The organism is Xanthobacter sp. SG618 (assembly GCF_012932745.1).
GTDB classification, from domain to species: Bacteria; Pseudomonadota; Alphaproteobacteria; order Rhizobiales; family Xanthobacteraceae; genus Xanthobacter; species Xanthobacter flavus.
The window spans coordinates 78,630-103,767 of the sequence record NZ_JABBHL010000004.1 but is presented as its reverse complement, the minus strand read 5'-3'; the positions used below and the strand labels follow the sequence as shown (position 1 = coordinate 103,767).

Below are 25,138 nucleotides of genomic sequence, written 5' to 3'. Positions count from 1 at the left end.
CGGCAGCTATACTCATGCATGGCGCGGGGCCTCAGCCCAGCGCCACCATGGTTGATGTGATGTCCTCCAGCGCCCGCTCCGTCGTCTCCATGCCGGCGGCGATGGCCTCCTTCGCCCGCTGGAATTCGAACAGGCCGATGCGGCCGAGCTTGGGGGAAAGCATCACGTCCGGCGGATCGCCGGCGAGGCGCGAGCGGGCGATGCGGTCCTGGGTGATGTTGAAGGCATCGATCATCACCGTGGTCAGCCCGCGCGGACCGTCGCCGGAAGGACCGGCGAAGAATTGCCGTCGCAGCCGGTCGGGGCTGAGGATGCCGGCGAGGCCGTCCTTCTTCTCCGCCACCGCCATCTCGGCGACGCGCTCCACCACGCCGCCATGGTCCTGAATGACCGTGCCGCGGCCGAACACGTCGGCATTGAGGTTCACCGCGATCACCATGCGCGCGCCCATGGCGCGGGCGGCGGAGACCGGCACCGGGTTCACCAGCGCGCCGTCCATCAGCCAGCGCCCGCCGACCTTCACGGGAGTGAAGATGCCGGGCAGGGCATAGGAGGCGCGGATCGCGTCCACGAAGTCGCCGCGGGTTAGCCAGATCTCGTGGCCCGTGCCCAGCTCCGTGGCGATGGCGGCGAAGACGATGGGCAGGTCTTCGATGGTGAGGCCGCCCACGTTCCGGCGCATCAGCTCCACCAGCCGGCGGCCGCCGATGAGGCCGGCGGCGCCGAGGTTGAAATCGAGCAGGCCCAGCACGTTGCGCTTGGTGAGGCTGAGCGCCCACTCTTCCAGCGTGTCGAGCTTGCCGGCGGCCCAGATGCCGCCCACCACCGCGCCGATGGACGTGCCCGCCACCACCGTGGGGCGGATGCCGGCGCGGTCCAGCGCCTTCAGCACGCCGATATGGGCAAAGCCCCGCGCCGCGCCGCCGCCGAGCGCAAGGCCGATGGCCGGGCCGTTGGGCACGGACGTGCGCGGCGCCGCGTGCGCCGGCGTGCCGAGATCCGGCGGGCCGGCCTCGCCCGACTGGGGCGCGGAAGCGGGTGCCTGCGAGGCCGCAGTTTTGGGGGCGGCCGCTGCGGTGGGGCCGGATCGCCAGTGGAGGGACTGAAACATCGACGCCTCCCGTCGCGCCGCCTGCCTGGCGCCGTGGAAGCATAACCTCCGCCGGCACCGAAGCGTTTCGGCGCACCGCTACAATGGGGTCACGTTTACTAAGGTCTGGTGTCCGAAGCGTGGCACCCTATGGCACCTCTCGGCGACGTGCGGCCGAGGGCGCCTCGCCGAAATGGCGGCGGAACTGGCGATTGAAGGTGGAGAGGTCGCGGAAGCCGGCCTCGAAGGCGAGGTCGGAGATGCGCCGGTGAGCGTGGCGTGGATCGTCGAGCATCCGGCGCAGCCACTCCATGCGCAGGCGCGTGACATGGGAGGAAAAGGTCTCGCCATCCTCCTCGAACAGCACTTGCACATAGCGGGCGCTGATGCCGAGCTGGGCGCCGATGGTGGCGGCGGAGAGATCCGGACGGTGCAGGGCTGCGTGGATCGCGGCCTTGGCGGCGGCGAGGCGTGCGGCCCTGACGCTGTTGCGTCCCGACATTTCGCGCCGGGGCGCCTCGCGCTTGAGCGCCAGTGCGGCGAGTTCCGCGAGCTGCCCGGCCACCAGCCGGCCGGCTTCCTCCGAGCCGATGTGCTGGCGTTCGACCAGCTCCGCATAGCCGAACATCAGGTCGAGCACCGGATCGCCCGGCGCGAACCGCACCATGTCGAGGTCGTCGAGATTCGGCACCAGAGCGCGCAGCAGGGGCCGCGAGACCTGCACGCTGCGGAATACGGTGTCGGGCTGGATGATGGAGGACGAGCGCTGGCCCAGATTCCACACGCCGGTTTCGCCAGCGCCCACGTTCATCTCGCGGCCGTCCGGCGTGGTGACGCGATAGGCGCGCTCGGCACGGCAGATGGTGAGGTCATCGATGCCGTCGGAGAGCAGCGCGGTCGTTCGCGTCGAGACCATTGCGCTGGCCGTTCCCTGCGCCACCCAGGCGCCGGGAAGTTCCAGGAAGCTCACCGAGATGCGGAAGGGGTCGTCGGGGGCCGGTGCGAGGTCGAGGCCGGTCAGCACGGGGCCGTAGAATTCACGCACAAAGGCCATGCGCTCGGCCTCCGGCACGTCGGCGGTGTTGAACCGCACCGGCGCAAGGACGTTGGCTTGGGCGGCAGCCGGGGCAGTGGCTTGGGGCATCGGATCGGGGCTTGGCTTCTGGTCCGGACGGCGTCAGCGGCCCTTAGGGTCCACCTGTCTGTCGTCGAGAGGTCGCGGCGATCGCCTCCTGAAGGGGAAGGAGATGTCGCGGGGCGAAGATCGCAGGGGAAGCTTTGCCGCGTCAATGTCACTAACTGCCCGGAAGGCGTCGGCGGTGCGCTTTTTTCAAAAGGGGCGAGGGCGATTCGCGCCATGCACAGGGCCGGGTGCGCGCAATGCCGAGAAACAGGCCGGGGAATGACGGATAAGAACGTGCGGGCCACAGTTTCAGGCGCGTCCGTCAGGGCGACCGCCTGAAATCCTCCGCTGCCGGTGCAGTGCTCCCGTCCGCCCAGCCCCCGCAGGCGGCGGGCGGCACTGCGCCGGCGTTTCCGATGCGATTGAGAGCGTGGCCACGGCGCCGGACAGCGATCCGGCGGTAGCTTTCGGCGTCAGTGATCGTGCCCGTGATCGTCGTGGCCCTTGCCGTAGACGGCGGCGGGGTCGAAGCGCGGGGTGTCGCCGGTGAAGGCGAGGCGGGTCTCGGCCGAGGGCGCCGCGCCGAGCGGCACCGAGCGGTAGAAGCAGGAGCGGCGGCCGGTGTGGCAGGCGGCGCCCGTGCCGCCCATCTCCACCTTGATGACGACCGCATCCTGATCGCAGTCGATCAGCATCTCCCGCACCTTCTGGGTGTGGCCGGAGGTCTCGCCCTTCTTCCAGAGCTTGCCACGGGAGCGGGAGAAATAATGCGCCTCGCCGGTCTCCATGGTGAGGGCGAGGGCTTCCGCATTCATGTGGGCAAGCATCAGCACCTCGCCATTCCCGGCATCCACGGCGACGCAGGTGACGAGGCCGTTGGCGTCGAAGCGCGGGGAGAGGATGATGTCCTCCTCCAGCGCCGCGCCCTTGCCGGCGGCGGGGAAGGTGAAGGCGGTGGTTTCGGCGCTCATTCGCTGGACTCTTTCGCTCGCGGGTCGGGCGCTCCCGCCTCCGCAGGAACGCCCTTCGGCGGCGGTCCTGCGTCAGCCTTTGGAGCGCACCAAAGTGATGAAGCGCACCTGCTCGGCCGGATCATCCCGGAAGACGCCGGTGAACTGGGTGGTGAGGGTGGAAACGCCCTGCTTGGTGATGCCGCGCATGGACATGCACATGTGCTCGGCCTCGATCATCACCGCCACGCCGCGCGGGCGCAGGCCTTCGTCGAGGGCATTGGTGATCTGCGAGGTCAGGTGCTCCTGCGTCTGCAAGCGGCGGGCGAAGATGTCCACCACCCGCGCGATCTTGGAGAGGCCGACCACCCGCTCCACCGGGAAATAGGCGATATGCGCCTTGCCCACGAACGGCACCATGTGGTGCTCGCAATGGGAATGGAACGGGATGTCGCGCACCAGCACGAAGTCGTCGAAGGTGCCGATCTCGCCGAAGGTGCGGTCCAGCAGCGCGTCGGCGTCCTCGCCGTAGCCGGAGAACAGCTCGTCATAGGCCTTCACCACGCGCTTCGGCGTGTCGAGCAGGCCCTCGCGTGCGGGATCTTCGCCGATATAGGCGAGCAGCGTCTTCACCGCGGCTTCCGCCTGGGCCCGGGTGGGGCGGGGGCTGCCATCGGCGAGGGGAGGGTGAACCTTGGGGGCCGCAGGGGCGCCGTCCGGCGCAGGCGCGCGCAACGCCGCCGCGGCCTTAGCCTTCAGCTGACGCTCACGCTCCTCGTTCTCGGCCTGCGCCTTGAACAACTTAACAACCGCGTCCATGACCAACTCCGTTCGACCCGCCGCCCCGGAGCCGCGAAGCTGCCGGGAAAGGCGGGAGTGTCACCGGTTGTCGGCTCGCTTGCGCGGTGTCGCTCAAACCGCGCCCCGCCGGACCTGCCGGCGGCGGCTTTGCCGTCCGTTTCAAAAATGAAGGCTCAAAGTCGGGCCCAAGTTCCATGATGGGGCCGAAGGGCCGTTTTCGCAAGGGTGGGGGTGCCCGAATGTCCCGCAAAGCGGTTCGATGACACCACACGAAGCGGCGGCGCGCGCCGCCTTTGCGTCCGTTCGTCCCGTCTCTATATAAGATCGGAATGCTCGCGCGGCAGGCCTATGGGCCCCGTCCGCGCCGCCGGATTGGTTCGCCCATGATCAATGACGTCTACAACGCCCGCATCCTCGCCCTCGCCGCCGATATCCCGCGGCTGGGCCGGCTCGCCGCGCCGCAGGCGAGCGCGCGGGCGCATTCCCGGCTGTGCGGCTCCACCGTCACCATCGATCTCGTGATGGACGGCGACACGGTGGCCGACTTCGCCCATGAGGTGCGCGCCTGCGCCCTCGGCCAGGCCTCTTCCTCGCTCATGGCCAGCCACATCATCGGTGCCAGCGCTCAGGAGCTGCGCGAGGTGCGCGACACCATGTGGAAGATGCTGCGGGAGAACGGCCCGCCGCCCGCCGGCCGCTGGGAGGACTTCAAGGTGCTGGAGCCGGTGCGCGACTACAAGGCGCGCCATGCCTCCACCATGCTCACCTTCGACGCGGTGGTGGACGCCATCGGCCAGATCGAGGCGGCCCGGGCCGCGGCGGAATAGCCCTGCGGCCTCAGCCCGCCGCCCATTCCTCCGCCCGCCGCGTCTCGATGGCGGCGATGGCCTCGTCCGCCGCCTGATCGAACGCCGCTTCCAGCGCCGGATTGATGCCGCGCAGGCCCGCCGCCACCGCCCGCGACCATTCCACATAGGCGCGGGCGCGCGATTGCGACCAGTCCTCCGGCGGATCGTCGGCGAGGGAGCGCAGGTTGCAGGTCTTGTCGGCGAGCTTCAGCAGTTTGCCACGGGGGCTGAGGTGGGGCGCGTGCTCCACCTGGAGCCGCTTGCGCTCGACCGAGGTCAGCGCCTTGTCGTCCGTCACCTCCATGACGAGGCCGGCGATGTCCGGCCCGAAGGTGGTGGCGATCTCCTCCGGCGTGACGCCCTGGTCCTCCACCACGTCGTGCAGCAGCGCGGCGGCGACGAGGTTGGGATCAGTGCCGGCAGTCGTCTCGCTCACCAGCAGGGCGACTTCCACGAGGTGGTTCACATAAGGCTGCGCCCGCCGGCCCTTCCGCCGCTGGTCCGTGTGGCGCAGCGTCGCGAAGGCGAGCGCGCGCATCACCACGGACAAGGGCGGGACGGAAGAACCAGGCGGGAAAACATCAGGCATCGTCGATCACCTCGCGCGTCAGCAGAGCCCCGGAAGCAGGAGCCGCGCGGGTCGCCGGGACCAGCTCGGCCCCGACTTCGACATGAAGGCTGGATAGGCGCATTCCGCCCCTTGAGCGTGGCGAATGTGGGGCGGCAGGCCATCGAGGCAGGGACCGAGGCGGATATGGCGGCGGATCAAGGCGGGCTGAACGAGACAGCAGGGCCGGTGCGCCGGATCGGCGCGCAGCTGGCCCGTGCGCCGCGCCTTGCCTTGCGCGGGCTCATCCTTGTCTATCGCTACACCTTCTCCGCCTTCATGGGCCGGCAGTGCCGCTATCTGCCCACCTGCTCGGAATATGCGGAGGAGGCTGTGATGCGGCACGGCGCGCTGCCGGGTGCGGTGATGGCCACCGCCCGCATCTGCCGCTGCAATCCCTGGGGCGGGCATGGATATGACCCGGTGCCGAAATGCCTGCCCTCGGGCGGGCGCTGGTACAAGCCGTGGGGCTACGGTATCTGGCGCACGCCGAAGGAACCGGACGCGGAGGGCTGAGGACCCGCGCGCGAAGCCATCAGTTCCGGCGCACGGCCGTGGGCATGGGCGTCGCGGGCGCCGCCGGTGCGGGCGGGGCAGGGGCGGCCTGTGCGGCGGCCGGCGCGGGCGCAGCGGCGGGGCCGGCGTCGGTGAGCTTCACCTCTGCTTCCTTGAACATGCGCTCCAGCGCCGCCAGCCGCTCGGCCGAGCGGGGCGAAAGGGTCACCGGTCGCTCGCTGTCGGCGAGGCCGGGCACGTTCATGGTGGCGGGCGGCTCGTCGAGCTTCGGGATGGGCGTGGTGACGCCGGGGATCGGCTTGATCTCGATGCCCTGGTGGGCATAGGCCATCACCTTCTGCCACGTCATGGCGGGCAGGGTGCCACCGGTCATCTTGTTCATCACGGCATAGTCGTCATTGCCGAACCACACGCCGCAGACGTAGTTGCCGGTGAAGCCCATGAACCAGGCATCGCGATAGGCATTGGTGGTGCCGGTCTTGCCTGCCACCTTGGCGTTGGGCAGGCGGGCGCGGCGGCCGGTGCCGTTCTCCACCACGTTGTTCAGCATGTCGTTGATGTCGTAGAGCGCCTGCTGCGGGATGATCTGGACGGGCTTGGGCGCGTCGCGGTCGAACCGCCAGATCACATCGCCATTGCCGATGCGCATCTCCACCACGGCGTGGGGGTAGACGCTCTTGCCGCCGTTCGCGAACACCGAATAGGCGGTGGTCGCGTCGAACAGCGTCACCTCGGCGGCGCCCAGCGGCAGCGGCGCGGAGATGGGCAGCGGCGTGCGGATGCCCATCTGGTGGGCGAGGTCCACGATCTTCTTGCGGCCGAAGCGCTCGGCGAGGCGCACCGCCACCGTGTTCAGCGAGTGCTGGAGCGCGGTCTTGAGCGTGATGGAGCCCATGTAGGAGCGCCCGTAATTCTGCGGGCACCAGTTGCCGAGGCAGATGGGGGCATCCTGCACGATGGTGGACGGACGGTAGCCGTTCATCAGCGCCACCGTGTAGACGTAGGGCTTGAACGAGGAGCCGGGCTGGCGCAGGGCGTCGGTGGCGCGGTTGAACTGGCTCTCGCCATAGTCCCGGCCGCCCACGAGCGCGCGCAGCGTGCCGTTGGGCTCCATCACCACGATGGACCCCTGCTTGACCTTGTAGTCGCGGCCGAACTCGTTGAGCGAGGACTCCAGCGCCGCGTCCGCCACCTTCTGGATGTTCGGGTCGAGCCCGGTGCGGACGATGAAGTTGCGCTCGATGACGGAGGGCGGCAGCTGCTCCACCAGCTTCTTCACCTCGCCGAAGGCGTAGTCGAGATAGAAGTCCGGCACCTCGTCGTCGCGGCGGTCCACCGGCGTCGCCGGGTTGCGCCGCGCGCCGAACACCTGACCTTCCGTCATGAAGCCGGCCTCGACCAGATTGTCGAGCACGGTGGAGGCACGGGCGCGGGCGGCCGGCAGGTTGATGTGCGGGGCGTATTTGGACGGCGCCTTGAACAGGCCGGCGAGCATGGCTGCCTCGGCGAGGTTCACCTCCTTCACCGACTTTCCGAAATAATAGCGCGCTGCCGCATCGACGCCATAGGCGCCGCCGCCGAGATAGGCGCGGTCCAGATAGAGCTTGAGGATCTGGCTCTTGGTGAGGCGCGCCTCCAGCCAGATGGCGAGGAAGGCTTCCTTGATCTTGCGCTCGATGGTGCGCTCGTTCGACAAAAACAGGTTCTTGGCGAGCTGCTGGGAGAGCGAGGAGCCGCCCTGCCGCACGCCGCCGGCCCGCGCATTGGTGACGAGGGCGCGGGCGGTGCCTGCGACGTCGATGCCCCAATGCTCGTAGAAGCGCCGGTCCTCGGTGGCGAGGGTCGCCTTGATGAGGTTGTCCGGAATGTCTTCCAGCGGGATGGTGTCGTTCTGCTTGACGCCGCGTTCGCCGATGGAATTGCCGTAGCGGTCGAGGAAGGTGACGGCGAGCTCGGTGCGCTTCAGCCAGTCGTCGGAGGTCTCGCGGAAGGCCGGCATGGCGAGCGCCAGCATGACCATGGCGCCGGCGACGCCCAGCGTGAAGCCTTCCGAGGCCGCGCCCACCGCCCAGCGACCCACGCCCGTGACGTTGAACCGCTCGGTGAAGGCGGCGTAGGCGGAGAGGATATTGCGCGTGCGGGCGCCGAGGCTGAACAGCGAGCTGTCCAGCAGCGCGTCGAAATCGAGCATCAGCCCGCGCAGGCGCTCTAGAAGGGAAGGACGCTTGCGCTCGGTCACGGTGCGGGCTCTGGTCTTTCTCAACGATGGCCCGATGGCGCCCCCGCGCCGCGACCGGACCTCTGCCCTATATAGCGCCCCCCGGCGACGGGCGCGAGCCTCCCGCCGCACACCCCTGCGTCAGGCTGCGGAGCGCTCCGGCAGGTCGAACGTGCCGTCCGGGCTCAGGCGATCGACGATCATCGGCAGGAAGCGCGCCATCAGGCCGGGCAACGGCCCAGCGGGCAGGCTGAAGGCGGCGGCGAGCTCAGCGATGCGCTCTTCGCCCAGCGCCGCGACAATGGCCTCGGCCTCCACCGGGGTGTTCGGCCCCTCGGCGATCCAGCTGTCCAGCGCGTCCGAAAGGCCGCCGGCGCGCAGGGCATCCGCGAATCCCGCGAGGCCGCCGAAGCTGGTGCCGGCCATGGTCCGGTCGATCCAGCCGGGCAGGGCAGCGACCGCCGGGCTGTTCAAGAGGCCGTCGAGCAGCCCGCCCACCGCGCCAGTTTTCCGGATCTGGCTGGTGACACTCGAAACGAGGGCACCGATCATCTGGTCGAACAGGGCCATGCCGCCTCCGCAATCTAGGATCACGGCCCGAATTGAATACCCGCTCAGGTTAGAAGGGCGTGAACGAGCGCGGCCGGTTCAGCCAAAGGGGCTCGGGCACGTAAGGCGGGGCCGGCATCCACAGGATGGCTTGCTCCTGCGCGGCGGCGATCTGCGCCCGGCTCATCTTGGTGCGGACCGCATCGCGGATGCGGGTGAATGTGTCGCGCTCCTGCTTGCCGGCGCGGGCGGCGGCGAGGATGAGCCATTTCTGCGAGAGCACCACGTCGATGGGCACGCCGCGCCCTTTGTCGTAGGCGAGGCCGAGGAGGTATTGCGCGGTGGGGTCGCCCTGCTCGGCGGCGCAGCCATACCATTGGGCGGCGACCACGAAATCCTGCGGCACGCCTTTCCCGTTCTCATAGAGATAGCCAACCATGCCCTGCGCCTTCGCGTCCCCCTGCCATGCGAGGGGGATAAGCAAAGCGGCGGCGGTCACATAGTCGCCCTTGGCATAGGCCGCATAGGCGCGGGACTGGGTGCCGTCCTTGCCGCCCGCGAGGGCCTGGCCGGTGAGGGCGAACACCAGGGCCAGCATCAGCGCGAGCGCGCCGGCCGCGCGGCGGGTGATGCTGAGGAATGAAGGCGGGGTCTCTTCCGGGCGCATGGGTCAGCTCGCCTTGAGGAGGAGGGCGTCGATCATGAAGGCGATCCACACCGCCGGCGCGAGGAACAGGCCGAACGGCAGGCGCCCGTCGAAGCGCAGCGCCCGGCCCGTCGCGCGGCGGCGCAGGGCATAAGCGAGGAGCGCGGACAAAGCGGCGATCTCGATGGCGACGGGGATGGCCGTCACCTCCAGCCAGACGCCCGCCAGCACTGCGAGCTTCACGTCGCCGAGGCCGAGGCCGTCGCGCCCGCGCAGCGCCCGGTATCCCGTGCGCAGGCCGAGGAAGAGCAGGCCGAGGAGGAGGCCGCGTATGCCGGCGGCCGCCAGACCCTCCGCCACGTCGTCGGCGGCGAGGGCGACATAAGCGAGGCCGAGGGCGATGCCGGCGGCGTTCAGGGCATCGGGAATGAGGAAGTGCCGCGCGTCGATGACGGCGATGGCCGCCAGCACCGGCACCAAGGCCGCGAGGGGCAGGCCGGCGGGAAGCCCGGCCACTGCGAGGCTCGCGCCCATGACGGCGAGGCAGAGGGTCGCGAGGGCGGCGGCCTCGGCCCGGCTGCCGATGCGCGGATGGGCACCGAGGCCTCTGGCGACGGGGTCGCGCGGGGCCGGCTCGACCATCGGTTCGCCCGCAGCGGCGTCGGCCATGGCGGGCCTCACCGGTTGATGAGCGGCTGGGGGCCGCCCGGCAGCACGCCCACCGAGCCCTTCAGCTTGGCGCGCAATTCCTCCGCCACCGTGTGGGCATCCATGTTGTCGCGGATGATCTGGGGGCGGATGAAGATGATCAGCTCGGTGCGCTTCACCGTGGTGTCCTTGTGGGCGAAGGCATCGCCCACGCCCGGAATCTGGTCCAGCACCGGCACGCCCTGGCGCACGCCGTCGCTGCGCTCGCTGATGAGGCCGGCGAGCAGCACGGTCTGCCCGCTGGTCACCGCGATGGTGCTCTTCACCCGGCGCTGGGAGACGGTGGGCGTCAAAGTCGAGCCGTCCGAGGAGCTGCCGTTGGCGGTCGGTTGCTTGGTGACGTTGCTGATCTCCTGCTCGATATCGAGCCGGACCTGCCCGTTCACATTCACCCGCGGCGTCACATGCAGGATGATGCCGGTATTCTTGTATTCGATGGTGTTCACCACCGTGTTGGACGAGGTGAGCACGGTGGCGCTGCCGGTGGAGACCGGCACCTCGTCGCCCACCTGAAGGGTCGCCTTCTGGTTGTCCACCACCACCACGGAGGGATTGGACAGCACCTTCACGTCGGTGACGGTGTGCAGGGCGTCGAGGATCATCTTCGGCTGGTTCTCGCGGCCGATCAGCAGGTTGAAGCCGGGCAGAACGCGGTTGATGGCCTGGTTGGTGATCTCGCTGGACAGCGTGTTCACCGCCGAGCCGTTGTTCTTGCCGAGGCCCAGATCCTTGCTGGTGAGGAAGAACTGCACGCCATAGGCGAGCTGGTCGTTCAGCGTCACCTCGGCCACCGTCGCTTCGATGGCCACCTGCAATTGCGGCTGGTCGAGCTGGAGCAGGGTGCGCTCGATGATCCGGTAGTTCTCCTGGCTCGCATAGATGAGCAGGGAGTTGTTCACCTGATCGGCGGTGATCCGGATGCCGGAAAGGATGGCCCCGCCACCGCCCGAGGGGCCGGAGCCGCCCTGCAGCTCGTTGTCGGTCTCGCCCCGATTGACGGGCTGGGCGTTCTGGCCGCCCTGGCCTTGGTTCTGTGTCGGCGTCTGGCCGAGGCGCTGCTGCACGGACATGGGGCCGTTCGAGCCGCCGCCATTGGATGACGCCGATGAGCCGGAGCCCGGCGCGATCTGGTTGGAGGCCTGGTCCAGCCCCTGCGAGGACGTGCCATTGAACAGCTCGTTCAGCACCCGCGCCGTCTGCCGGGCCTCGCCGTAGCGCAGGCGGTAGACGCGCACGCCCACCGAGCTGTCGGAGCGGTCAAGGCGCTCGATCCAGGTGGCGGCGGTGCGCAGCAGGTCCGGCTTCTTGGCCACCACCATCACCGAATTCATCCGGTTGATGGCCTGGAACTTCACCATCTTGTGGCTCAGCCCGCCCTCTCCGGCATCGAGCAGCGTCTCCAGCTCGGCAATGAGCGGTTCCGGCGCGCTGTTGCGGAGCGGGTAGATGCCGACCGATTGACCGCGCATCCAGTCGGCATCGAAGGAGAGGGCCGTGTTGATGGCCGCCTGCCGCTCCTGCGCCGTGCCCTGGATGAGCAGGACGTTGCGGCCCGGATCCACCCGCACCATGCCGGCCCGGGTGGCGAAGCTGTCGATGACCGGCATCAGCGTCTCGGCGGAGACGTAACGCAGCGGCACCACGGAGACGCCGTAGCCGGGCTCCGGCCGCGAGGTGCCCACATCGGTGGCGCCGGAGCCGGCGGCCTCGGTCAGCGGCATCAGCTGGTAGCCGGAGGCGTCCTTCACAAGGGCGATGCCGTTGGAGCGCAGCGCGCTCTCCAGCACATAAGCGAGATCGGTGCGGGCGACCGGGCGGGCCGAGGACAGGCTGATGGTGCCCTGGACCCGCGGATCGATGATGACGTTGGCGCCGAGGATGTCGGTGAGCACCACCTTGGCGACGGTGGTGACTGGCGTGTTCTCGAAATTGAGGTCGTATCCGCCATCGGCGCCCCGCTGGGCGGTGCCCGCCGCGCCCACCGCCGCGGGATCGGTCACCGGCTGCGCGCCGGGGGGCGCAAAATATTCGATCGGCTGACGATTGTCGGTCGGCTGTTGCGGCTGCGCCACAGGCTGCATGGGCTTTGGCGACAGATCGATGTTGCGGACCTGGTCGAATGTGCTCTGGGGCTTGGTGTCGTCCATGATGCCCGAGCAGCCGGACAGGATCGCGGCGAAGAGGATCGCGCACGTCAATGCGAGAGTGCCCGGTCGTGGGCTCGACCGGCCGCGCCAATCCTCAATCACACATCACCCGCTACTTCCGAACGCAAGAGCCGCACGACCTTGAAACCGCACGCATGAGCCGCCCTGGGCGGGGACTCCCGCCGACCTGTGGCGCGCCTCTCTTAGCGACGGCGTGTGACGGATGTATAAGGGTTGACTGCCGCTCCTGCCAAGCTGCCGCTGGCCGGCTCTGGTTGATTCGGTGCGGTATCCGAATGTCGTCGCAACGTCATGAAGGTGACGCGCGAACGTCATGGGAGGCGGGAATACCAAGCCGGCCGCTGCGGGGCCCCGGCCGGTGGCCTGTTTCGATGCGCGCCGGGAAGGTGCGCGCCCTGCGGGCTGCCGGCGGTGGGCCGGCCCGTCGCAGTAGGATGCTTTCCACGGGCAACCTTCGCCGGTGACTTGATCCATGCTAGGACGGTCACGCTCCAGCTGTAGAATGTTGCCGCTGGATTGCGCTGCTGGATTTGGACGCTGGCTTTCGGGGGCGCGGGCATGAGCGGGGAGGGGGGCGGCGATTTCCTGAGCTTCCTCGCCGCGAGCGGGCTGGCGCATCCGGCGGGGGCCGGAACGGCGGGCGCGCTCGTCCGTCCGCTGCGTCAGGTGTGGGAGGCGAGCGAGCTCACCGCCGGCGATTTCGCCGATGAGGTGGCCCGCTTCTACCGTCTGCCGCGCATCGCCTTGCCGGAGCTGATGGCAGCGCCCTCCCTCGTGTCCCACTTCACGCCGCGCTTCCTGCGCGAGATGACGGTGCTGCCGTTCCGCGCCGCCGATGGCACGGCCTGCCTCGCCGTGGGCGATCCCACCGACGAGACGGTGGTGCGCGCGGCGGAGATCGTGCTGGGCGGCAAGGTGACGCGCGCCGTCGCCTCCTTTGAGGACATCGCCACCGCCCTCGCCGAACGGCTCGGCGCCGACGAGGCCGCCGCCCGCGAGGCCGCCGGTCCCGCCACGGCCCGGGCCGAGGACGACATCGACAGCCTGCGCGACCTCGCCTCCGGCGCGCCGGTGGTGCGGGCGGTGAACGATCTGTTCGACAAGGCCATGGAGCTGCGCGCCAGCGACATCCATATCGGCCCCTTCCGCACCGGCCTCGAGGTGCGCCTGCGCATCGACGGCATGCTGCGCCCCATCCATGCGCTGGCCGACGTGCTGCCGCAGGCGGTCATCTCGCGCATCAAGATCCTCGCCGGCCTGGACATTGCCGAGCGCCGCCTGCCGCAGGACGGCGCCGCGCGCCTCAAGCTCGGGCGCGACGAGATCGACGTGCGCGTGGCCATCATGCCCACCCAGCACGGGGAAAGTGCGGTCATCCGCCTTCTGGCGCGGGACCGGGGCGTGCTGACCGTGGACAAGCTGGGCCTCGCCCCGCACGACCGCGAGACGCTCATGAAGCTGCTCGCGCTGCCCCACGGCATGGTGGTGGTCACCGGCCCCACCGGCTCGGGCAAGACGACGACGCTCGCCACCATCCTGTCGGTGCTCAATGAGCCGACCCGCAAGATACTCACCATCGAGGACCCGGTGGAGTACGAGATCCGCGGTGTGTTCCAGTCGCAGGTGCGCCCGCAGATCGGGCTCACCTTCGCGGCGGCGCTGCGCTCCTTCCTGCGCCAGGACCCGGACGTGATCATGGTCGGCGAGGTGCGCGACCCGGAGACGGCGCACATCGCCGTCCATGCGGCGCTCACCGGCCATCTGGTGCTCACCACCCTCCACACGGACACCGCCGCCGCCTCCGTGCCGCGCATGCTGGACCTCGGGGTGGAGGGCTTCCTCCTGAAGTCCACTTTGCGCGCGGTCATCGCCCAGCGCCTCGTCCGCCAGCTCTGCGAGCGCTGCAAGCGGCCCCACACCCTTTCGGCCAGCGATGTGCGGGATGACCCGCGCTATGCCGCCCTCGGCCTCAAGGCGGGGGAGACGGTGTACGAGCCGGTCGGCTGCGAGCGCTGCGGCGGGGCGGGCTATCGCGGGCGTATCGGCGTGTTCGAGGTGCTGACCCTCTCGGACGACATCCGCGAGATGATCGACCGCCATGCCGGCGCCGCCGCCCTCGACCGCGCCGCCATCGCCGGCGGCATGACCACCATGCTGGACGATGGCGTCGCCAAGTGCCGCGCCGGCCTCACCTCGGCCGCCGAGGTGCTGCGCGTGACCACGGTGCGCTGAGCCCATGGCCACCTTTTCCTACCGGGCGCTGACCCAGGCCGGCCAGATCGTGAGCGGCGAGATCGCCGCCCCCACCGAGGCGGAGGTGCGCCGCCGCATCGAATTCCTCGGCCTCGTGCCGGTGGAGACGACGCCGCTCAAGGAGAAGAAGGAAAGCGCCTTCGGCTTCACCTTCGGCGCGCCCAAGGCGGAGGATGTCACCCTTTTCACCCGCGACCTCGCACTGCTGCTGCGCGCGGGCGCGCGGCTGGACGAGGCGCTGGAATTGCTCACCGGCGACACCGACCTCGGCCGCATGCGCGCCGTCGCCCGCAAGATCCGCGCGGATGTGCTGGCCGGCGAAAGCCTCGCGGAGGCCCTGGCCTCCCATCCCGCGCTGTTCCCGCCGGTCTATGTGGCGCTGGTGCGGGTGGGCGAGGCCTCCGGCACCGTGGACCGGATGCTGGAACTGGTCGCCGCCGAGCGGCAGCGGGCCGAGGAGTTGCGCCGCAAGGTGGTGTCGGCGCTGCAATATCCCGCCTTCGTGCTGGTGGCGGCGGGCGGCGTGCTCGTCTTCTTCCTCATGTTCGTGATGCCGCAATTCTCCTCCGTGCTGCGCGACATGGGGGCCAAGCTGGACCCCATGGTACAGGTGCTGCTGGACCTGTCGGACGGATTGCAGGCCCATGCCGCCGTGGTGGGCATCGCCGCGGTGGTGCTGCCGGCCCTCGCCTTCCTCGCTTTGCGACGCAAAGAGGTGCGCCGGGCGGTGACGGGCGCGCTCTCCAAGCTGCCGCTGGTGCGCACGGTGCTCTTGTTCCGCCGCTCGGCCGTATTCTGCCGCAACCTCTCCATCCTGCTCGGCAATGGCGTGACGCTGACCGCCGCGCTGCGCATCATCGTGGACGTGATGGCGGCGGGGGAGGAAGCCTCCGTCTGGGCCAAGGCGGCGGACCGGGTGCGCCATGGCGGGCGGCTGTCGGATGCCTTCGCCGAGGGCGACGTGCTGCCGCCCATGGCCATCCGCATGCTGCGCCTCGGCGAGGAGACCGGCCAGCTGGCCCTGCTCTCCGGCCGCATCGCCGATTTCTACGAGGAAAAGCTCCAGCGCGCCCTCGCCAGGGTGGTCGCGGTCATCGGCCCGGCCGCCATCGTCACCATTTCGGTGGTGGTGGGCGGGCTCATCGTCTCGGTCATGACCGCGTTGCTGTCGGTCAGCCAAAGCATCGGGTGACGAAACGTGATTGAAGGTCCCGCCCCCATGATGGCCAGCCCCGTCCTGTCCCGCTCCCGCCGCCGCTGCACTGAAGGCGGCTACACGCTGGTGGAGCTGCTGGTGGTCATCACCATCATCGGCCTCATCGTCGCCCTCGTGGGGCCCCGGGTGCTGGGCTATCTCGGCGACAGCAAGGTGAAGACGGCGAAGATCCAGATCCAGGGTTTCTCCAGCGCCCTCGACCTCTTCTATCTCGACGCCGGCCGCTACCCCTCCTCCTCGGAGGGGCTGAACGCGCTGGTGCAGCGGCCGGGCAACGTCACCACCTGGAACGGGCCGTACCTGAAGGGTGGCACGGTGCCGCTCGATCCGTGGGGCAAGGCCTATGCCTATCGCTCGCCGGGCCAGCACGGGCCGTTCGACATCGTCTCCCTCGGCTCCGACGGGCAGGAGGGCGGCACCGGCACCGCCGCCGACGTCACGAGCTGGGCGCGCTGAGGCGGCGGGGCCGGGGCGATGGCACAGCGGGCGTGCAGGCGCGATCAGGAGGCGGGGTTCACCCTGCTGGAGATCGTCTGCGCCCTCGCCATCGTCGCCGCGCTCGCCACCCTCGCATTGCCGCGCCTCGCGCCCGGCACCTCGCGGGCGAAGCTCGAATCCCTCGCGGTGGAGGCCGCCGGGCTGCTGAAGGCCGACCGCGCCGCCGCCATCCGCCGGGGCGTGCCGGTGGCAACGGCGGTGGACACGGCCGGCCGACGCATCACCTCCGGCTCGGCCGGGCGGGTGGTGCGCGTGCCCGGCGACGTGCAGATGGACACGGTTCTGCCCACGACCTGCGACGGAAGGCCGGCGCGTGCCTCCGTGGAGTTCTTCCCCTCCGGCCTGTCCTGCGGCGGCGTGGTGGCCATGCTCAAGGGCGGGGCGGGCTATGAGGTGCGGGTGAACTGGCTCACCGGAGGCGTCGAGATTGTCCCCCGTGGCCGCTCCTGATCCGCGCGGGCGGCGGCGCACCGCCGGATTCACCCTCATCGAGGTGCTGGTGGCACTGGCGGTGGTGGCGGCTTCCCTCGGTGCCATCGCCATGGTGGCGGGCTCCAGTATTCGCGGCACGCGGGCGCTGGAGCGGCGGGTGGCGCTGCTGCAGACCGCCCGCGCGGTGGAGACGGGCATTCCCGGCCGCGATCTGCTCCAGCCCGGCCGCACCGAGGGCGAGATCGCCGGGCACCGCTGGCAGATGGACGTGCAGCCGCTCAAGATCGCCGGCCTGCCGGAAACCGGCCCCTGGACGCCGCTCGATGTGCGCATCCGCGTGCGCGGTCCCGGCGGGGAGATGGTGGCGCTGGAGACCGTGCGCATCGTGCGGAGTCAGTCGCAATGAGCGCCATCGCATCGTCGCGCCGCCGCAGCGCCGGCTTCAGCCTCATCGAGATCCTGGTGGCGATGACGCTCACCGGCCTCGTGCTCGCCGCCATCGCCATGGTGACGGCGAAATGGCTGCCGGCCTGGCAGCGCGGGCTCGGGCGGGTGCAGCAGAGCGAACTCGTCGCCCTCGCCCTCGACCGCATGGCGGCGGACCTCGCCGCCGCCGCCTTCCTGCCCGTCGTTCGTGGCGGGGCCAAGCCGCTGTTCGACGGATCGGCGGAGCGCGTCGTCTTCGTGCGCGAGGTGCTCGCCCCCGGCGCGGCGCGCGGGCTGGAGATCGTCGAACTGGCCCCGGTGCCGGAGGGGCGCGGCGTCGCCATGGTCCGCCGCACCGCACCTTACGCGCCGCAGGCGGAAGGGAGCCTGCCGCCCTTCGGTGCCCCGGTGCGCCTGCTGCGCCCGCCGACCCGCGTCACCTTCTCCTATGCCGGACGCGACGGCACGTGGCACGAGGCATGGCGCGGCGAGGAGGAGCTGCCGCGCGCCGTGCGCATGGTGGTGCACGAAAGCGGGCGGACCACCGCCGCCTCCACCGCCGTTTCCATCCGCTCCGATGTGCCGGCCTTCTGCGCCGCCGATGTCACCAAGCCGGTCTGCGGATCATCCGTCGGCTTCAGCGGTTCGCGCGCACAAGCCGTCTCGGGCGCAGGGGCAAATAATGGGGGGGCCGCGCAATGACGGGCGCCCGCCCCACTCGCGCCGGCCGAGGGCCGGAGCGCGGCTTCATTCTGGTGACCGTGCTGTGGATTCTCGCGGCGCTCGCCGCCTTCACCGCGGTCTATGCGGTCTATGTATCCGACACGGCATCCGCCTCCGCCGTGCGGACGCAAACGCTGCGCGCCGACGGGCTGGTGGTGGCGGCGGTGGAGCTGGCGGCGCTGCGCCTGCTCTCCGTGCCGGCGCAGGACCGGCCCATCAGCGGCGAAGTGCGGTTCCGCATGGGCGAGGCCAACGTCTCCGCCCGCTTCGCGGACGAGGCCGCCCGCATCGATCTCAATTCGGCCGCGCTCCCCGTGCTGGCCGGCCTGTTCCAGGTGCTCGGCGTGCCCGAGCAGGCGGCGAAGACCTACGCCGCCAGCATTGTCGCCTGGCGGACCCCAGCCCGGGGCAGCAGCGCCGGCGCGGGCAGCGCGGCTTCAGGCAGCAAGACGTCCGTTCTGGGCGATGACGAGGCCGCGAAAGGGCAGGGCGCCTTCGCCCATGCGGCGGAGCTTGCCCGCGTGCCCGGCCTGCCGGCCGATGTGGTCGCCGCGGCGCTGCCCTATCTCACGGTCTATGCCGGGCGGCGGGAGGTCAATCCCGAGCTGGCGGGGCCGGTGGTGCGGGCGGCGCTGGCGAAGGCGGGGCAGGGGATGGACGATATCGACAACGCCACGTTCGCGAATACTGGGGAGTCCTCCGGCGCCGCCAAGGCAGGCGATGACAAGGCAGGCGGCGACGGAACCGCCATCGCCGGCGCCTCCGGCCTCACCACGGTGGCCGGCGACACGGCGCGCGTGACGGTGCGCGTCGCCTTCGACAATGGCCGCAAACAGGGCGCGGAAGCGGTGATCCTGCTGCGGGATTTCGGGATCGATCCCTACCGCGTGCTCCTCTGGCGCGACCTGTCCTGGCGCGAGCTGGCCGACCTCGATGCGGCGCCCGCCGCGTGGCGCAAGACGACGGGAGGACGGCCATGAGCATGGTGCCCGGCGCGCCCGAGGCATCGCTGCTGACGCGCTTCATCGATGCCTTCTCGGCCTTCATTGACCTGACGGCGACGGCCGTGGACACCGCCATCGCCAGCGGCCGGGCGCGGCTCGGCCGGCTGCGCGCGGTGCGCATCGAGGAGGGGCAGGACGGCGCCTTCCACCTGCCCGGCGCCGCCCCGTTCCATCCCGATCCCGGCGACATGGCGCGCGCCGTGCCGCCGGAGGTGACGGCCGCGCTGAAGGGCCGGGAGGTGGAGCTGGCGCTCGATCCCGCCCGCTTCCTGTTCCGTCCGCTCGATCTGCCGGAGGGGGCGAGGCCCTATCTCGACGGCATCGTGCGGGCGCAGATCGACCGGCTGACGCCCTGGAGCGCCGCCGAGGCCGCCTTCGGCTGGACCGCGCCGGAGCCCCTCGGCGACGGGCGCATCCGCCTGATGGTGGCCGCCACCCCGCGCGCCCGTCTCGCCCCCGCCCTCGATGCGCTCAAGGCGCTCGGCGTGGGCCACCTGCTGCTCACCACGCGCCAGGGCGCGGAAGAGCCGATCACCGTCCATGCCGGCGCCTCCGGCGAAGGCGCGGGCACGGTGCGCCTCCGGCAGGTGCTGCTTGGCGTTCTCGCCGCCTCCGCCCTTGCGGCGACGCTGGCCTCCGGCGTGTCCGGCTTCCTCGGCGCCAGCCTCGACGAGGAACAGCAGACGCTGGATCAGGCCATCGCGACCCGCCGCCGTGTCATCGCCGCCGCCCGCGACGGGCTGGGCGCGGAAGGCGCCGCCCTGCGCGGTCTGGAGCAGGCGAAGCGGGAGCGAGCGCCGACCGTCCTGGTGCTGGAGGCGCTGTCTCAGGTGCTGCCCGATCACACCTATCTGACGGCCCTGACCATCCAGAACGGCAAGGTGGAGCTGACCGGCGTCTCGCGGGAGGCGCCGTCCCTCGTGCGGCTGCTGGAGGATTCAAAGCATTTCTCCGCCGCCACCTTCGTCGCGCCCACCACCCGCCAGCCGGGGGATGCGGGCGAGCGCTTCCAGATCCAGGCCGACATCACCCTGCCGTTCGAGGTGACCCAGTGACCGCCGCCGCTCCCGCCCGTTCCCGGCGCACGCTGGCGCTCGCCGCCCTCGGCTATGGCGCGCTGGTCGCGGTGCTGTTGGCCGTCGCGTTCGGCGAGGTCGCGGACATGCTCGCCAAGCGTGCGGCGGTGGCGGAGGCGCAGGATCTGCTCGACCGTCTTGAGGGGCGCAGGCCGCCCCGGCCCGGCGCCGCCGGAGCGGAGGAGCGTGGCTCCCCCTTCCTTGAAGGCGCGACGGTGACGGTGGCCGGCGCCGCGCTGGCCGAGCGCGTCGCCGCCGCGGCCGATGCGGCGGGCGGGCATCTGGTGTCCTCCAGCGTGGAGCTGGGCGCTTCGCCGCTCGGGCCGGGCTTCGTGGCGGTTTCCGCCACCATCGATATCGGGCAGGAGGATCTGCAGAACCTGCTATATGATATCGAAGCTGGACAACCCTTCCTCTTCGTGGACCCTCTCGTGGTCCAGGCTCAGGGGCAGGGCGCCGCATTGGGGCAGATGGACACCGAAGGGACCGAGGGACGGATGCAGGGGGAAGGCTCCGAGGGACGCGGGCAGGACGGGCGCATCCAGGTGACGCTGACCGTCCATGGCCGCTGGCGGGGGGCGCGATGATCGCCCGCGCTCAGATTTCCGCGCGCCCTTTGCCCGCGCGCCGTTTCCGCCGTCTCCCCCTCGTCGTGGCGGGCCTGATCGCCGCTGTTTCATCGGCCTCGGCCTCGGCCGAGGTGGAGGCCCCCGCGCCGCAGGTGGACTTCCTTGTGCCTGGCCAGCCCTCCGCCCGCGCGGCGACGGCTCCGGCCGACCGCGAGCGGGGAAATCCGCTGTGGGCCATCCCCATCGAAAGCCTTTCGGCGACGCGGGATCGCCCCCTGTTCACACCATCCCGCCGGCCGCCCGAGCAGCCGGTCGCCCTCGCGCCCCCGCCGCCGCCCTCCGCTCCCCCCGCTGCCGCGCCCGTGCGGCCGCAACTGGCGCTGATGGGCACGGTGGTGAGCACCGCGGGCAGCATCGGCATCTTCACCGATCAGGCGAGCGGCCAGATCGTGCGCCTCAAGGTGGGCGATGCCCATGGCGGCTGGACGCTGCGCAGCGTCGGCCCGCGTGACGCGGTGCTGCATGGCGGTGCCGACAGCGTGACTCTCGCCCTCCCGGCGCCCGGCAAGGGCGGTCCCCAGCCGCCGCGCGGGTCCGAAGGCCCGTTCGCCGCCGCGCAGGTGGGCGGGGCGAAGCCCGTCGCCGGACAGGTGGTGGTGCCGCGCCGCACCAAGCCCTCGCCGGCGGATCTCGATTCCAGCCACTGAGCGAGTGGCCGGCGCCTTGCCGGCCGAAGCGTCGTAAGTGGGGGCGTCCTCGTCGGGGCGTCATCGTGAAGTCATGGCCCATGGGGAAAGTGCGCCGTCTCCCCGTCTCGCGCATATCGGCCGGCCTGTCGTGACCCAGCTCATCGGACTTTTCCCCACCCCCGTGATGCGCGTCGAGGGCCTCCTCGGCCCCGCCGACGTGGAGGCGCTCGCGGCCGAGGTGGCGGACCGCACCTCCCTCACCAACGCCTATTCGGACCTCCTCTCCCACACCCCGGTGGCGGGCGACCAGTCCGACACGCTGCTGTCGCGGCTCGGCGCTTTGGTGCTGCCCAAGGTGGCGGAATTCGGCGAGGTGCTGTTCGGCGAGGCGCTGAGCTGGCAGATCAAGGAAATCTGGGTGAACGTGCTGGAGCCGGGCGGGCACCAGGCCATCCACACCCACGCCAACAGCTTCATCTCCGGCGTGGTCTACCTGACCCCGGCGCACCCCTCCGCCAACATCGTCTTCCACAAGGCCATCGGCGGCAGCGGCTTCATCTTCGGCAATACCAATCCGGGCGCGCGTATCAACGCCTTCAATGGCGGCAAGTTCGCGATGCCTCAGACGGGCGCGGGCGACCTCGTGATGTTCCCGAGCTACCTGCTGCACGAGGTGCCGGTGAACAAGGGCGGGCGGCGCATTTCGGTGGCTTTCAACGCCATCCCCGACCGGCTCGATAATTTCGGCTACGCCATCCACTTCTCGTGAACGCAAGAGCACGCGCCGATCTGATTGCATCTCAATGAGATCGGACAACGCGTTCTCTTTCTTGGAACCAGAGGGCGATTCACCGATCAAGTTGTTCAACTCGATCGGATCGCGCTCAAGCCTTTTCAGGGAGAGGCCGATGCGCCTTCATGCAGCAATCGCGGTGCTGGTCCTCGCGTGCCTTGCGGCGACGGGGGCACGGGCACAGTGCGCCTTCGACCAGTCGGTGCCCAACGCCAACGAGGTGCTCACCGAGACGCAGCCGGAAGTCACCATCGACTTCACCGACGAGTTCCGGCTCGACGACGTGCGCGTGGTGAGCCTGGACGACAAGGCCGAATGGCCCACCAACTGGGCCCGCCCCGCCGAGGAAGTGCGCCAGACCGCGTTCCGCATGACCAAGCCGCTGCCGCCCGGCAAGTATCTGGTGGAATGGAACGGCTATCTGCGCCGCCACCACCATGCGGATGGCGGCTCCATCGCCTTCACCGTGGCCAAGTCCGGCGACATCCCGCCCGCTACGCCGGCGGTAGCTGAGCCAAGAGCCGCCGCGCGTCGGAGCGGGTCGGGTTCGCCCTATCCAATGCTTCTAGGAGCCGCCGGGCGCCCGAAGGATCAGTGACGGCGAGCTGGCGCGCCATGGCCAGCACCGGCGCATAGGCGGCGTCGAAATCCGGGCTGATGCGCACCAGCTCGATCAGCTGCGGCGCGAGCGTGCCGATCACGTCGCGCGGACCCTTCGCCGCCAGCGCCCGGGCGCCGATGCCGATATAGCCATCGCGCGCCTTCCAGTAGGCGGCAAGCCGCGCCTGGGTGGTTGGGTCGGCACCCGCCAGCAGCGTCTCCGGCGCCGGGTGGAGCGACTGGAGCAGCGCCACCAGCCGGTCGGCGGGCCGTTCGCTCGCGGCATAGGCGGTGCTCGGCGCGGAGGCCGTCACCACCGGCCGGTCATCTGTGTTGAGCGGGGCATCGCCGGCGAAGGCGGCGAGCTCCGCCGGGCCGGCGAGGTGCAGGCCGAACAGGGCGAAGCTGCCGTCGAGATCAACCGCCTTTAGGCCCGTCGCCAGTGAGCGGTCGCGGACGCGGCGCTCCACCCAGTCGGCCGGGTGGGCGGTGGGGGCGCGTCGGCCCACGAGGGCCACGAGGGGCGTCTCCACGCTGAACTGGGCGAGCCACGCCGTCGTGTCCGGGAACACGTCGAGGAAGGTGCGCACGATCACCTTCAGCGTCTCGATGTCGAGTTGGTGCAGCGGCAGCCATTGGCAGAACAGCCCGTCCGGCGCGAGGCGGTCGCGGATGGCAGCGAAATGCTCGCGGGCATAGAGCGCGCCGGAGCCGTCCACGGAGGGGTGGTAGAGGTCGGCGACGATCACGTCATAGGGCGACGTGCCGGCGCGCACGAAGCGGCGGGCGTCGGCCACATGGATGCGGATGTCGGGGTTGCCGGCGAGGCGGGGCGGCGTGCGCTCGAAGTAGGGGAAGCTCTCCACCACCTCGGGCACCAGTTCCACGCCCTCCACCTTCAGGCCCGGATGGTCGCCGGCGGCGGAGAGGGTCGCGCCGGTACCGAGGCCGAGGAACAGCGCGCTGCGCGGGTTCGGATGCAGCAGCAGGGGAATATGCGCCTGCCGGTGGTCCGAGCGCATGGAGGCGCTGCCGCCCATGCGGAAATGGTTGTTCACCTGCAAATGCCGGTCGCCGGCGGAATTGCGTACCACGCTCACCGCCGCCATCACGCCGTCACGGTGCCATTCCAGCGCACCGCCCTCGGGCACCTGCACGAAGCGTAGGGAGATGGGCGCGAGCACCAGCGCCAGCGTCGCCGCGAGCGTCAGCCCGCCGCCGGCCAGCGTGGTGCGGCCCCGCAGCGGCAGCGCCAGCACATAGGCGGCGGCAAGCAGCGCGAAGGCGTATTTGGCCCCCATCAAAGGCAGCAAAACGGGGCCGAACAGCATGGGCGCGAGCGCCGCCCCAAGCGTATTGGCCGCGAGCCCTGGCCCGACGCCGCCGAGCCGGTCGGACGCGCGCTGGGCGAGCGCGGTGAACAGGGCGCCCATGGCCATGGTGGGCGGCAGGAAGGCCACCGCGGCGATGGCGAGTTCGGCCGACAGGCGGCCGGCGACCGTCACCGGCAGCAGCGCCTTGAGGGTGGCGAGAATCTGCCCGGAGGCGCCGAGCAGCGCCGCGCCGGCAAGGCAGGCGAGGGCGGTGATCGTCACGAGCAGGCCGACCGCGCCGTCGCCGGGCTCGCCGCGCACGGACCGCCAGCGCGCGTATACGGCTGCGCCCAGCGCGGTGCCGGCGAGGTAGCAGGCGAGCAGCACGGCGAAGGTGTAGATGGTGTTTTCCAGAATCTGGCTCAAAACCCGCACCGTCAGCACCTCGTAGCCGATGCCGAGGAGGCCGGTGAGGAACAGGGGCGCCAGCACCGGGAGCGAGGCCGAGCTGATCGCGGGCGCGCGAATCGGGCGCGCTGCCGGCGTCGGTGCCTTGTCGCGGGCCACGGCCAGCATGGCCGCCGCGCACCCCGCATTCAGCACGGCGCACAGGACGAGGGTGGCGGATAGGCCCAAAGCGGGAATGATGAGGAAGGCGGTGGCCAAAGTCCCCGCAACCGCGCCTAGGGTGTTGGCGGCATAGACATGCCCCACCGCCGCCCCGGAGGCGAGACGCGGCGCGAGGACCGCTTCCAGCGCCGGCAGGGTGGCGCCCATGGCGAGGGTCGCCGGCAGCAGCAGCACGAAGGGCAAGGCGAAGGCGACGGACCATTGCCGGAGCGCCGAGGCATCCACCGGCACCAGCGTGGGCACGAGATCGCCGAAGAGCGGCGTCGCCACGATGAGAACCAGCGCCCACGCGCCGATCACCAGTTCGAGGCCGGCATACCACGCGGCCGGCCGGCGGCTCCCGGCGATGGCACGGCCGAGGAGGAGACTACCCAGCGCCAGACCGCCGAACAGAGCGGAGATGACGCCCAGCACCGCCACCAGCTCATGACCGAGGCTGACCGCGAGCATGCGGGTCCAGACGATCTCGTAGCCGAGGCCGGCAAAGCCCGAGAGGGTCGCGACCAGCGCGATGGCGATGCCTGTGCGTGCGTTTCGGCCGAGTGCCCGGTCTTGCGACGCGGCGGATCCGGATTCCGAAGCCTGAACCTGCGACATGAACGAAACCGATCCCTGAAAGCGAAAGAAGCCGGAGGCCCCGAAGGCCCCCGGCATCCGAAGGTCTCGCGCCGGCCGTGGCCGGCGCTTGTCTT

Annotated in this window: 25 protein-coding genes; 14 read left to right on the top strand and 11 right to left on the bottom strand. The window is 70.6% G+C overall.

The genetic code is table 11. From position 1 onward, the window contains the following. Positions 1–31 precede the first annotated feature (31 nt). The 4 genes from FHT36_RS12480 to folE form a co-directional block, all read right to left on the bottom strand. The gene (locus FHT36_RS12480; protein ID WP_169122831.1) at positions 32–1,111 is read right to left on the bottom strand and encodes a patatin-like phospholipase family protein; all 1,080 of its coding nucleotides are present in this window, start codon (positions 1,109–1,111) and stop codon (positions 32–34) included. A gap of 127 nt (positions 1,112–1,238) precedes the next feature. After that, entirely contained in the window at positions 1,239–2,234 is a 996-nt protein-coding gene (locus FHT36_RS12475; RefSeq protein ID WP_169122830.1) for a helix-turn-helix transcriptional regulator, read from the bottom strand. A gap of 452 nt (positions 2,235–2,686) precedes the next feature. Beyond that, complete coding sequence (hisI, locus tag FHT36_RS12470; protein WP_169122829.1) at positions 2,687–3,184, bottom strand: phosphoribosyl-AMP cyclohydrolase; 498 nt, start codon at positions 3,182–3,184, stop codon at positions 2,687–2,689. A 72-nt stretch (positions 3,185–3,256) separates the two neighbouring features. Beyond that, entirely contained in the window at positions 3,257–3,982 is a 726-nt protein-coding gene (gene folE / locus FHT36_RS12465) for a GTP cyclohydrolase I FolE (RefSeq protein WP_169122828.1), read from the bottom strand. Between the two features lie 365 nt (positions 3,983–4,347). Between folE and FHT36_RS12460 the strand changes: the two genes are divergently transcribed. Then, positions 4,348–4,791, top strand: coding sequence for an iron-sulfur cluster assembly scaffold protein (locus FHT36_RS12460; RefSeq protein WP_029559032.1), 444 nt, complete (start codon positions 4,348–4,350; stop codon positions 4,789–4,791). A 10-nt stretch (positions 4,792–4,801) separates the two neighbouring features. On the opposite strand, the gene FHT36_RS12455 is transcribed toward FHT36_RS12460, so the two are convergent. Next, positions 4,802–5,401, bottom strand: a complete 600-nt coding sequence (locus FHT36_RS12455; protein ID WP_169122827.1) for an HD domain-containing protein — start codon at positions 5,399–5,401, stop codon at positions 4,802–4,804. A gap of 117 nt (positions 5,402–5,518) precedes the next feature. Between FHT36_RS12455 and yidD the strand changes: the two genes are divergently transcribed. Next, on the top strand, positions 5,519–5,935 hold the full coding sequence (gene yidD / locus FHT36_RS24720) for a membrane protein insertion efficiency factor YidD (protein ID WP_348644462.1): 417 nt from the start codon (positions 5,519–5,521) through the stop codon (positions 5,933–5,935). A gap of 19 nt (positions 5,936–5,954) precedes the next feature. Here the strand turns inward: yidD and FHT36_RS12445 are convergent, their stop codons facing one another. From FHT36_RS12445 to gspD, 5 genes are all read right to left on the bottom strand, one after another. Continuing rightward, a complete protein-coding gene (locus FHT36_RS12445) occupies positions 5,955–8,126 on the bottom strand; it encodes a transglycosylase domain-containing protein (protein ID WP_246702219.1) in 2,172 nt (723 codons plus the stop codon). Positions 8,127–8,294: 168 nt separating this feature from the next. After that, positions 8,295–8,723 carry a YidB family protein gene (locus FHT36_RS12440; RefSeq protein ID WP_169122826.1) on the bottom strand — a complete coding sequence of 143 codons (429 nt, stop codon included), beginning with the start codon at positions 8,721–8,723 and terminating at the stop codon, positions 8,295–8,297. Positions 8,724–8,772: 49 nt separating this feature from the next. Continuing rightward, on the bottom strand, positions 8,773–9,369 hold the full coding sequence (locus FHT36_RS12435) for a tetratricopeptide repeat protein (protein ID WP_246702201.1): 597 nt from the start codon (positions 9,367–9,369) through the stop codon (positions 8,773–8,775). A 3-nt stretch (positions 9,370–9,372) separates the two neighbouring features. Next, positions 9,373–10,017 carry an A24 family peptidase gene (locus tag FHT36_RS12430; RefSeq protein ID WP_169122825.1) on the bottom strand — a complete coding sequence of 215 codons (645 nt, stop codon included), beginning with the start codon at positions 10,015–10,017 and terminating at the stop codon, positions 9,373–9,375. Between the two features lie 8 nt (positions 10,018–10,025). After that, positions 10,026–12,254 (bottom strand): type II secretion system secretin GspD, encoded by a 2,229-nt coding sequence (gene gspD / locus FHT36_RS12425; RefSeq protein WP_407077071.1) that lies wholly within the window; start codon positions 12,252–12,254, stop codon positions 10,026–10,028. Positions 12,255–12,782: 528 nt separating this feature from the next. On the opposite strand from gspD, the gene FHT36_RS12420 reads away from it, so the two are divergent. From FHT36_RS12420 to FHT36_RS12365, 12 genes are all read left to right on the top strand, one after another. Further along, positions 12,783–14,456, top strand: a complete 1,674-nt coding sequence (locus FHT36_RS12420; protein ID WP_169122824.1) for a GspE/PulE family protein — start codon at positions 12,783–12,785, stop codon at positions 14,454–14,456. A gap of 4 nt (positions 14,457–14,460) precedes the next feature. Continuing rightward, complete coding sequence (locus FHT36_RS12415; protein ID WP_169122823.1) at positions 14,461–15,669, top strand: type II secretion system F family protein; 1,209 nt, start codon at positions 14,461–14,463, stop codon at positions 15,667–15,669. A gap of 27 nt (positions 15,670–15,696) precedes the next feature. Continuing rightward, positions 15,697–16,149: a type II secretion system major pseudopilin GspG gene (gspG, locus tag FHT36_RS12410; RefSeq protein ID WP_407077075.1), complete on the top strand. Its 453-nt coding sequence runs from the start codon at positions 15,697–15,699 to the stop codon at positions 16,147–16,149. Between the two features lie 18 nt (positions 16,150–16,167). Next, entirely contained in the window at positions 16,168–16,641 is a 474-nt protein-coding gene (locus FHT36_RS12405; protein WP_169122822.1) for a prepilin-type N-terminal cleavage/methylation domain-containing protein, read from the top strand. Continuing rightward, positions 16,628–17,029, top strand: a complete 402-nt coding sequence (locus tag FHT36_RS12400; protein ID WP_348644444.1) for a prepilin-type N-terminal cleavage/methylation domain-containing protein — start codon at positions 16,628–16,630, stop codon at positions 17,027–17,029. Before FHT36_RS12405 ends, FHT36_RS12400 begins: the two co-directional genes overlap by 14 nt. Next, on the top strand, positions 17,026–17,751 hold the full coding sequence (locus FHT36_RS12395; RefSeq protein ID WP_169122820.1) for a type II secretion system protein J: 726 nt from the start codon (positions 17,026–17,028) through the stop codon (positions 17,749–17,751). Before FHT36_RS12400 ends, FHT36_RS12395 begins: the two co-directional genes overlap by 4 nt. Next, positions 17,748–18,752 carry a general secretion pathway protein GspK gene (locus FHT36_RS12390; protein WP_169122819.1) on the top strand — a complete coding sequence of 335 codons (1,005 nt, stop codon included), beginning with the start codon at positions 17,748–17,750 and terminating at the stop codon, positions 18,750–18,752. Before FHT36_RS12395 ends, FHT36_RS12390 begins: the two co-directional genes overlap by 4 nt. Continuing rightward, positions 18,749–19,831: a PilN domain-containing protein gene (locus FHT36_RS12385; protein WP_169122818.1), complete on the top strand. Its 1,083-nt coding sequence runs from the start codon at positions 18,749–18,751 to the stop codon at positions 19,829–19,831. The genes FHT36_RS12390 and FHT36_RS12385 overlap by 4 nt, the downstream gene beginning before the upstream one ends. Continuing rightward, positions 19,828–20,439 carry a type II secretion system protein GspM gene (gene gspM / locus FHT36_RS12380; protein ID WP_348644443.1) on the top strand — a complete coding sequence of 204 codons (612 nt, stop codon included), beginning with the start codon at positions 19,828–19,830 and terminating at the stop codon, positions 20,437–20,439. Before FHT36_RS12385 ends, gspM begins: the two co-directional genes overlap by 4 nt. Beyond that, complete coding sequence (locus FHT36_RS12375) at positions 20,436–21,128, top strand: general secretion pathway protein GspN (protein ID WP_169122817.1); 693 nt, start codon at positions 20,436–20,438, stop codon at positions 21,126–21,128. The genes gspM and FHT36_RS12375 overlap by 4 nt, the downstream gene beginning before the upstream one ends. Before the next feature lie 130 nt (positions 21,129–21,258). Next, positions 21,259–21,879 (top strand): TIGR02466 family protein, encoded by a 621-nt coding sequence (locus FHT36_RS12370; RefSeq protein ID WP_348644442.1) that lies wholly within the window; start codon positions 21,259–21,261, stop codon positions 21,877–21,879. Positions 21,880–22,018: 139 nt separating this feature from the next. Continuing rightward, positions 22,019–22,501, top strand: coding sequence for a copper resistance protein CopC (locus FHT36_RS12365; RefSeq protein ID WP_169122815.1), 483 nt, complete (start codon positions 22,019–22,021; stop codon positions 22,499–22,501). Here FHT36_RS12365 and FHT36_RS12360 read toward each other — a convergent pair. After that, entirely contained in the window at positions 22,398–25,043 is a 2,646-nt protein-coding gene (locus FHT36_RS12360; protein ID WP_169122814.1) for a fused MFS/spermidine synthase, read from the bottom strand. The two genes, FHT36_RS12365 and FHT36_RS12360, sit on opposite strands and share 104 nt — an antisense overlap. Between the last annotated feature and the right edge of the window lie 95 nt (positions 25,044–25,138).

Excerpts from the sequence above, each read along its gene's own strand:
- gspG (WP_407077075.1), top strand. The coding sequence starts at position 15,697 with ATGATGGCCAGCCCCGTCCTGTCCCGCTCCCGCCGCCGCTGCACTGAA.
- FHT36_RS12435 (WP_246702201.1), bottom strand. The coding sequence starts at position 9,369 with ATGCGCCCGGAAGAGACCCCGCCTTCATTCCTCAGCATCACCCGCCGC.
- FHT36_RS12385 (WP_169122818.1), top strand. The coding sequence starts at position 18,749 with ATGAGCATGGTGCCCGGCGCGCCCGAGGCATCGCTGCTGACGCGCTTC.
- FHT36_RS12445 (WP_246702219.1), bottom strand. The coding sequence starts at position 8,126 with ATGCTCGATTTCGACGCGCTGCTGGACAGCTCGCTGTTCAGCCTCGGC.
- FHT36_RS12395 (WP_169122820.1), top strand. The coding sequence starts at position 17,026 with ATGAGCGCCATCGCATCGTCGCGCCGCCGCAGCGCCGGCTTCAGCCTC.
- FHT36_RS12460 (WP_029559032.1), top strand. The coding sequence starts at position 4,348 with ATGATCAATGACGTCTACAACGCCCGCATCCTCGCCCTCGCCGCCGAT.
- FHT36_RS12360 (WP_169122814.1), bottom strand. The coding sequence starts at position 25,043 with ATGTCGCAGGTTCAGGCTTCGGAATCCGGATCCGCCGCGTCGCAAGAC.
- FHT36_RS12455 (WP_169122827.1), bottom strand. The coding sequence starts at position 5,401 with ATGCCTGATGTTTTCCCGCCTGGTTCTTCCGTCCCGCCCTTGTCCGTG.
- FHT36_RS12375 (WP_169122817.1), top strand. The coding sequence starts at position 20,436 with ATGATCGCCCGCGCTCAGATTTCCGCGCGCCCTTTGCCCGCGCGCCGT.
- FHT36_RS12365 (WP_169122815.1), top strand. The coding sequence starts at position 22,019 with ATGCGCCTTCATGCAGCAATCGCGGTGCTGGTCCTCGCGTGCCTTGCG.
- FHT36_RS12420 (WP_169122824.1), top strand. The coding sequence starts at position 12,783 with ATGAGCGGGGAGGGGGGCGGCGATTTCCTGAGCTTCCTCGCCGCGAGC.
- hisI (WP_169122829.1), bottom strand. The coding sequence starts at position 3,184 with ATGAGCGCCGAAACCACCGCCTTCACCTTCCCCGCCGCCGGCAAGGGC.
- FHT36_RS12440 (WP_169122826.1), bottom strand. The coding sequence starts at position 8,723 with ATGGCCCTGTTCGACCAGATGATCGGTGCCCTCGTTTCGAGTGTCACC.
- FHT36_RS12430 (WP_169122825.1), bottom strand. The coding sequence starts at position 10,017 with ATGGCCGACGCCGCTGCGGGCGAACCGATGGTCGAGCCGGCCCCGCGC.
- folE (WP_169122828.1), bottom strand. The coding sequence starts at position 3,982 with ATGGACGCGGTTGTTAAGTTGTTCAAGGCGCAGGCCGAGAACGAGGAG.
- FHT36_RS12415 (WP_169122823.1), top strand. The coding sequence starts at position 14,461 with ATGGCCACCTTTTCCTACCGGGCGCTGACCCAGGCCGGCCAGATCGTG.
- FHT36_RS12405 (WP_169122822.1), top strand. The coding sequence starts at position 16,168 with ATGGCACAGCGGGCGTGCAGGCGCGATCAGGAGGCGGGGTTCACCCTG.
- FHT36_RS12475 (WP_169122830.1), bottom strand. The coding sequence starts at position 2,234 with ATGCCCCAAGCCACTGCCCCGGCTGCCGCCCAAGCCAACGTCCTTGCG.
- FHT36_RS12390 (WP_169122819.1), top strand. The coding sequence starts at position 17,748 with ATGACGGGCGCCCGCCCCACTCGCGCCGGCCGAGGGCCGGAGCGCGGC.
- FHT36_RS12480 (WP_169122831.1), bottom strand. The coding sequence starts at position 1,111 with ATGTTTCAGTCCCTCCACTGGCGATCCGGCCCCACCGCAGCGGCCGCC.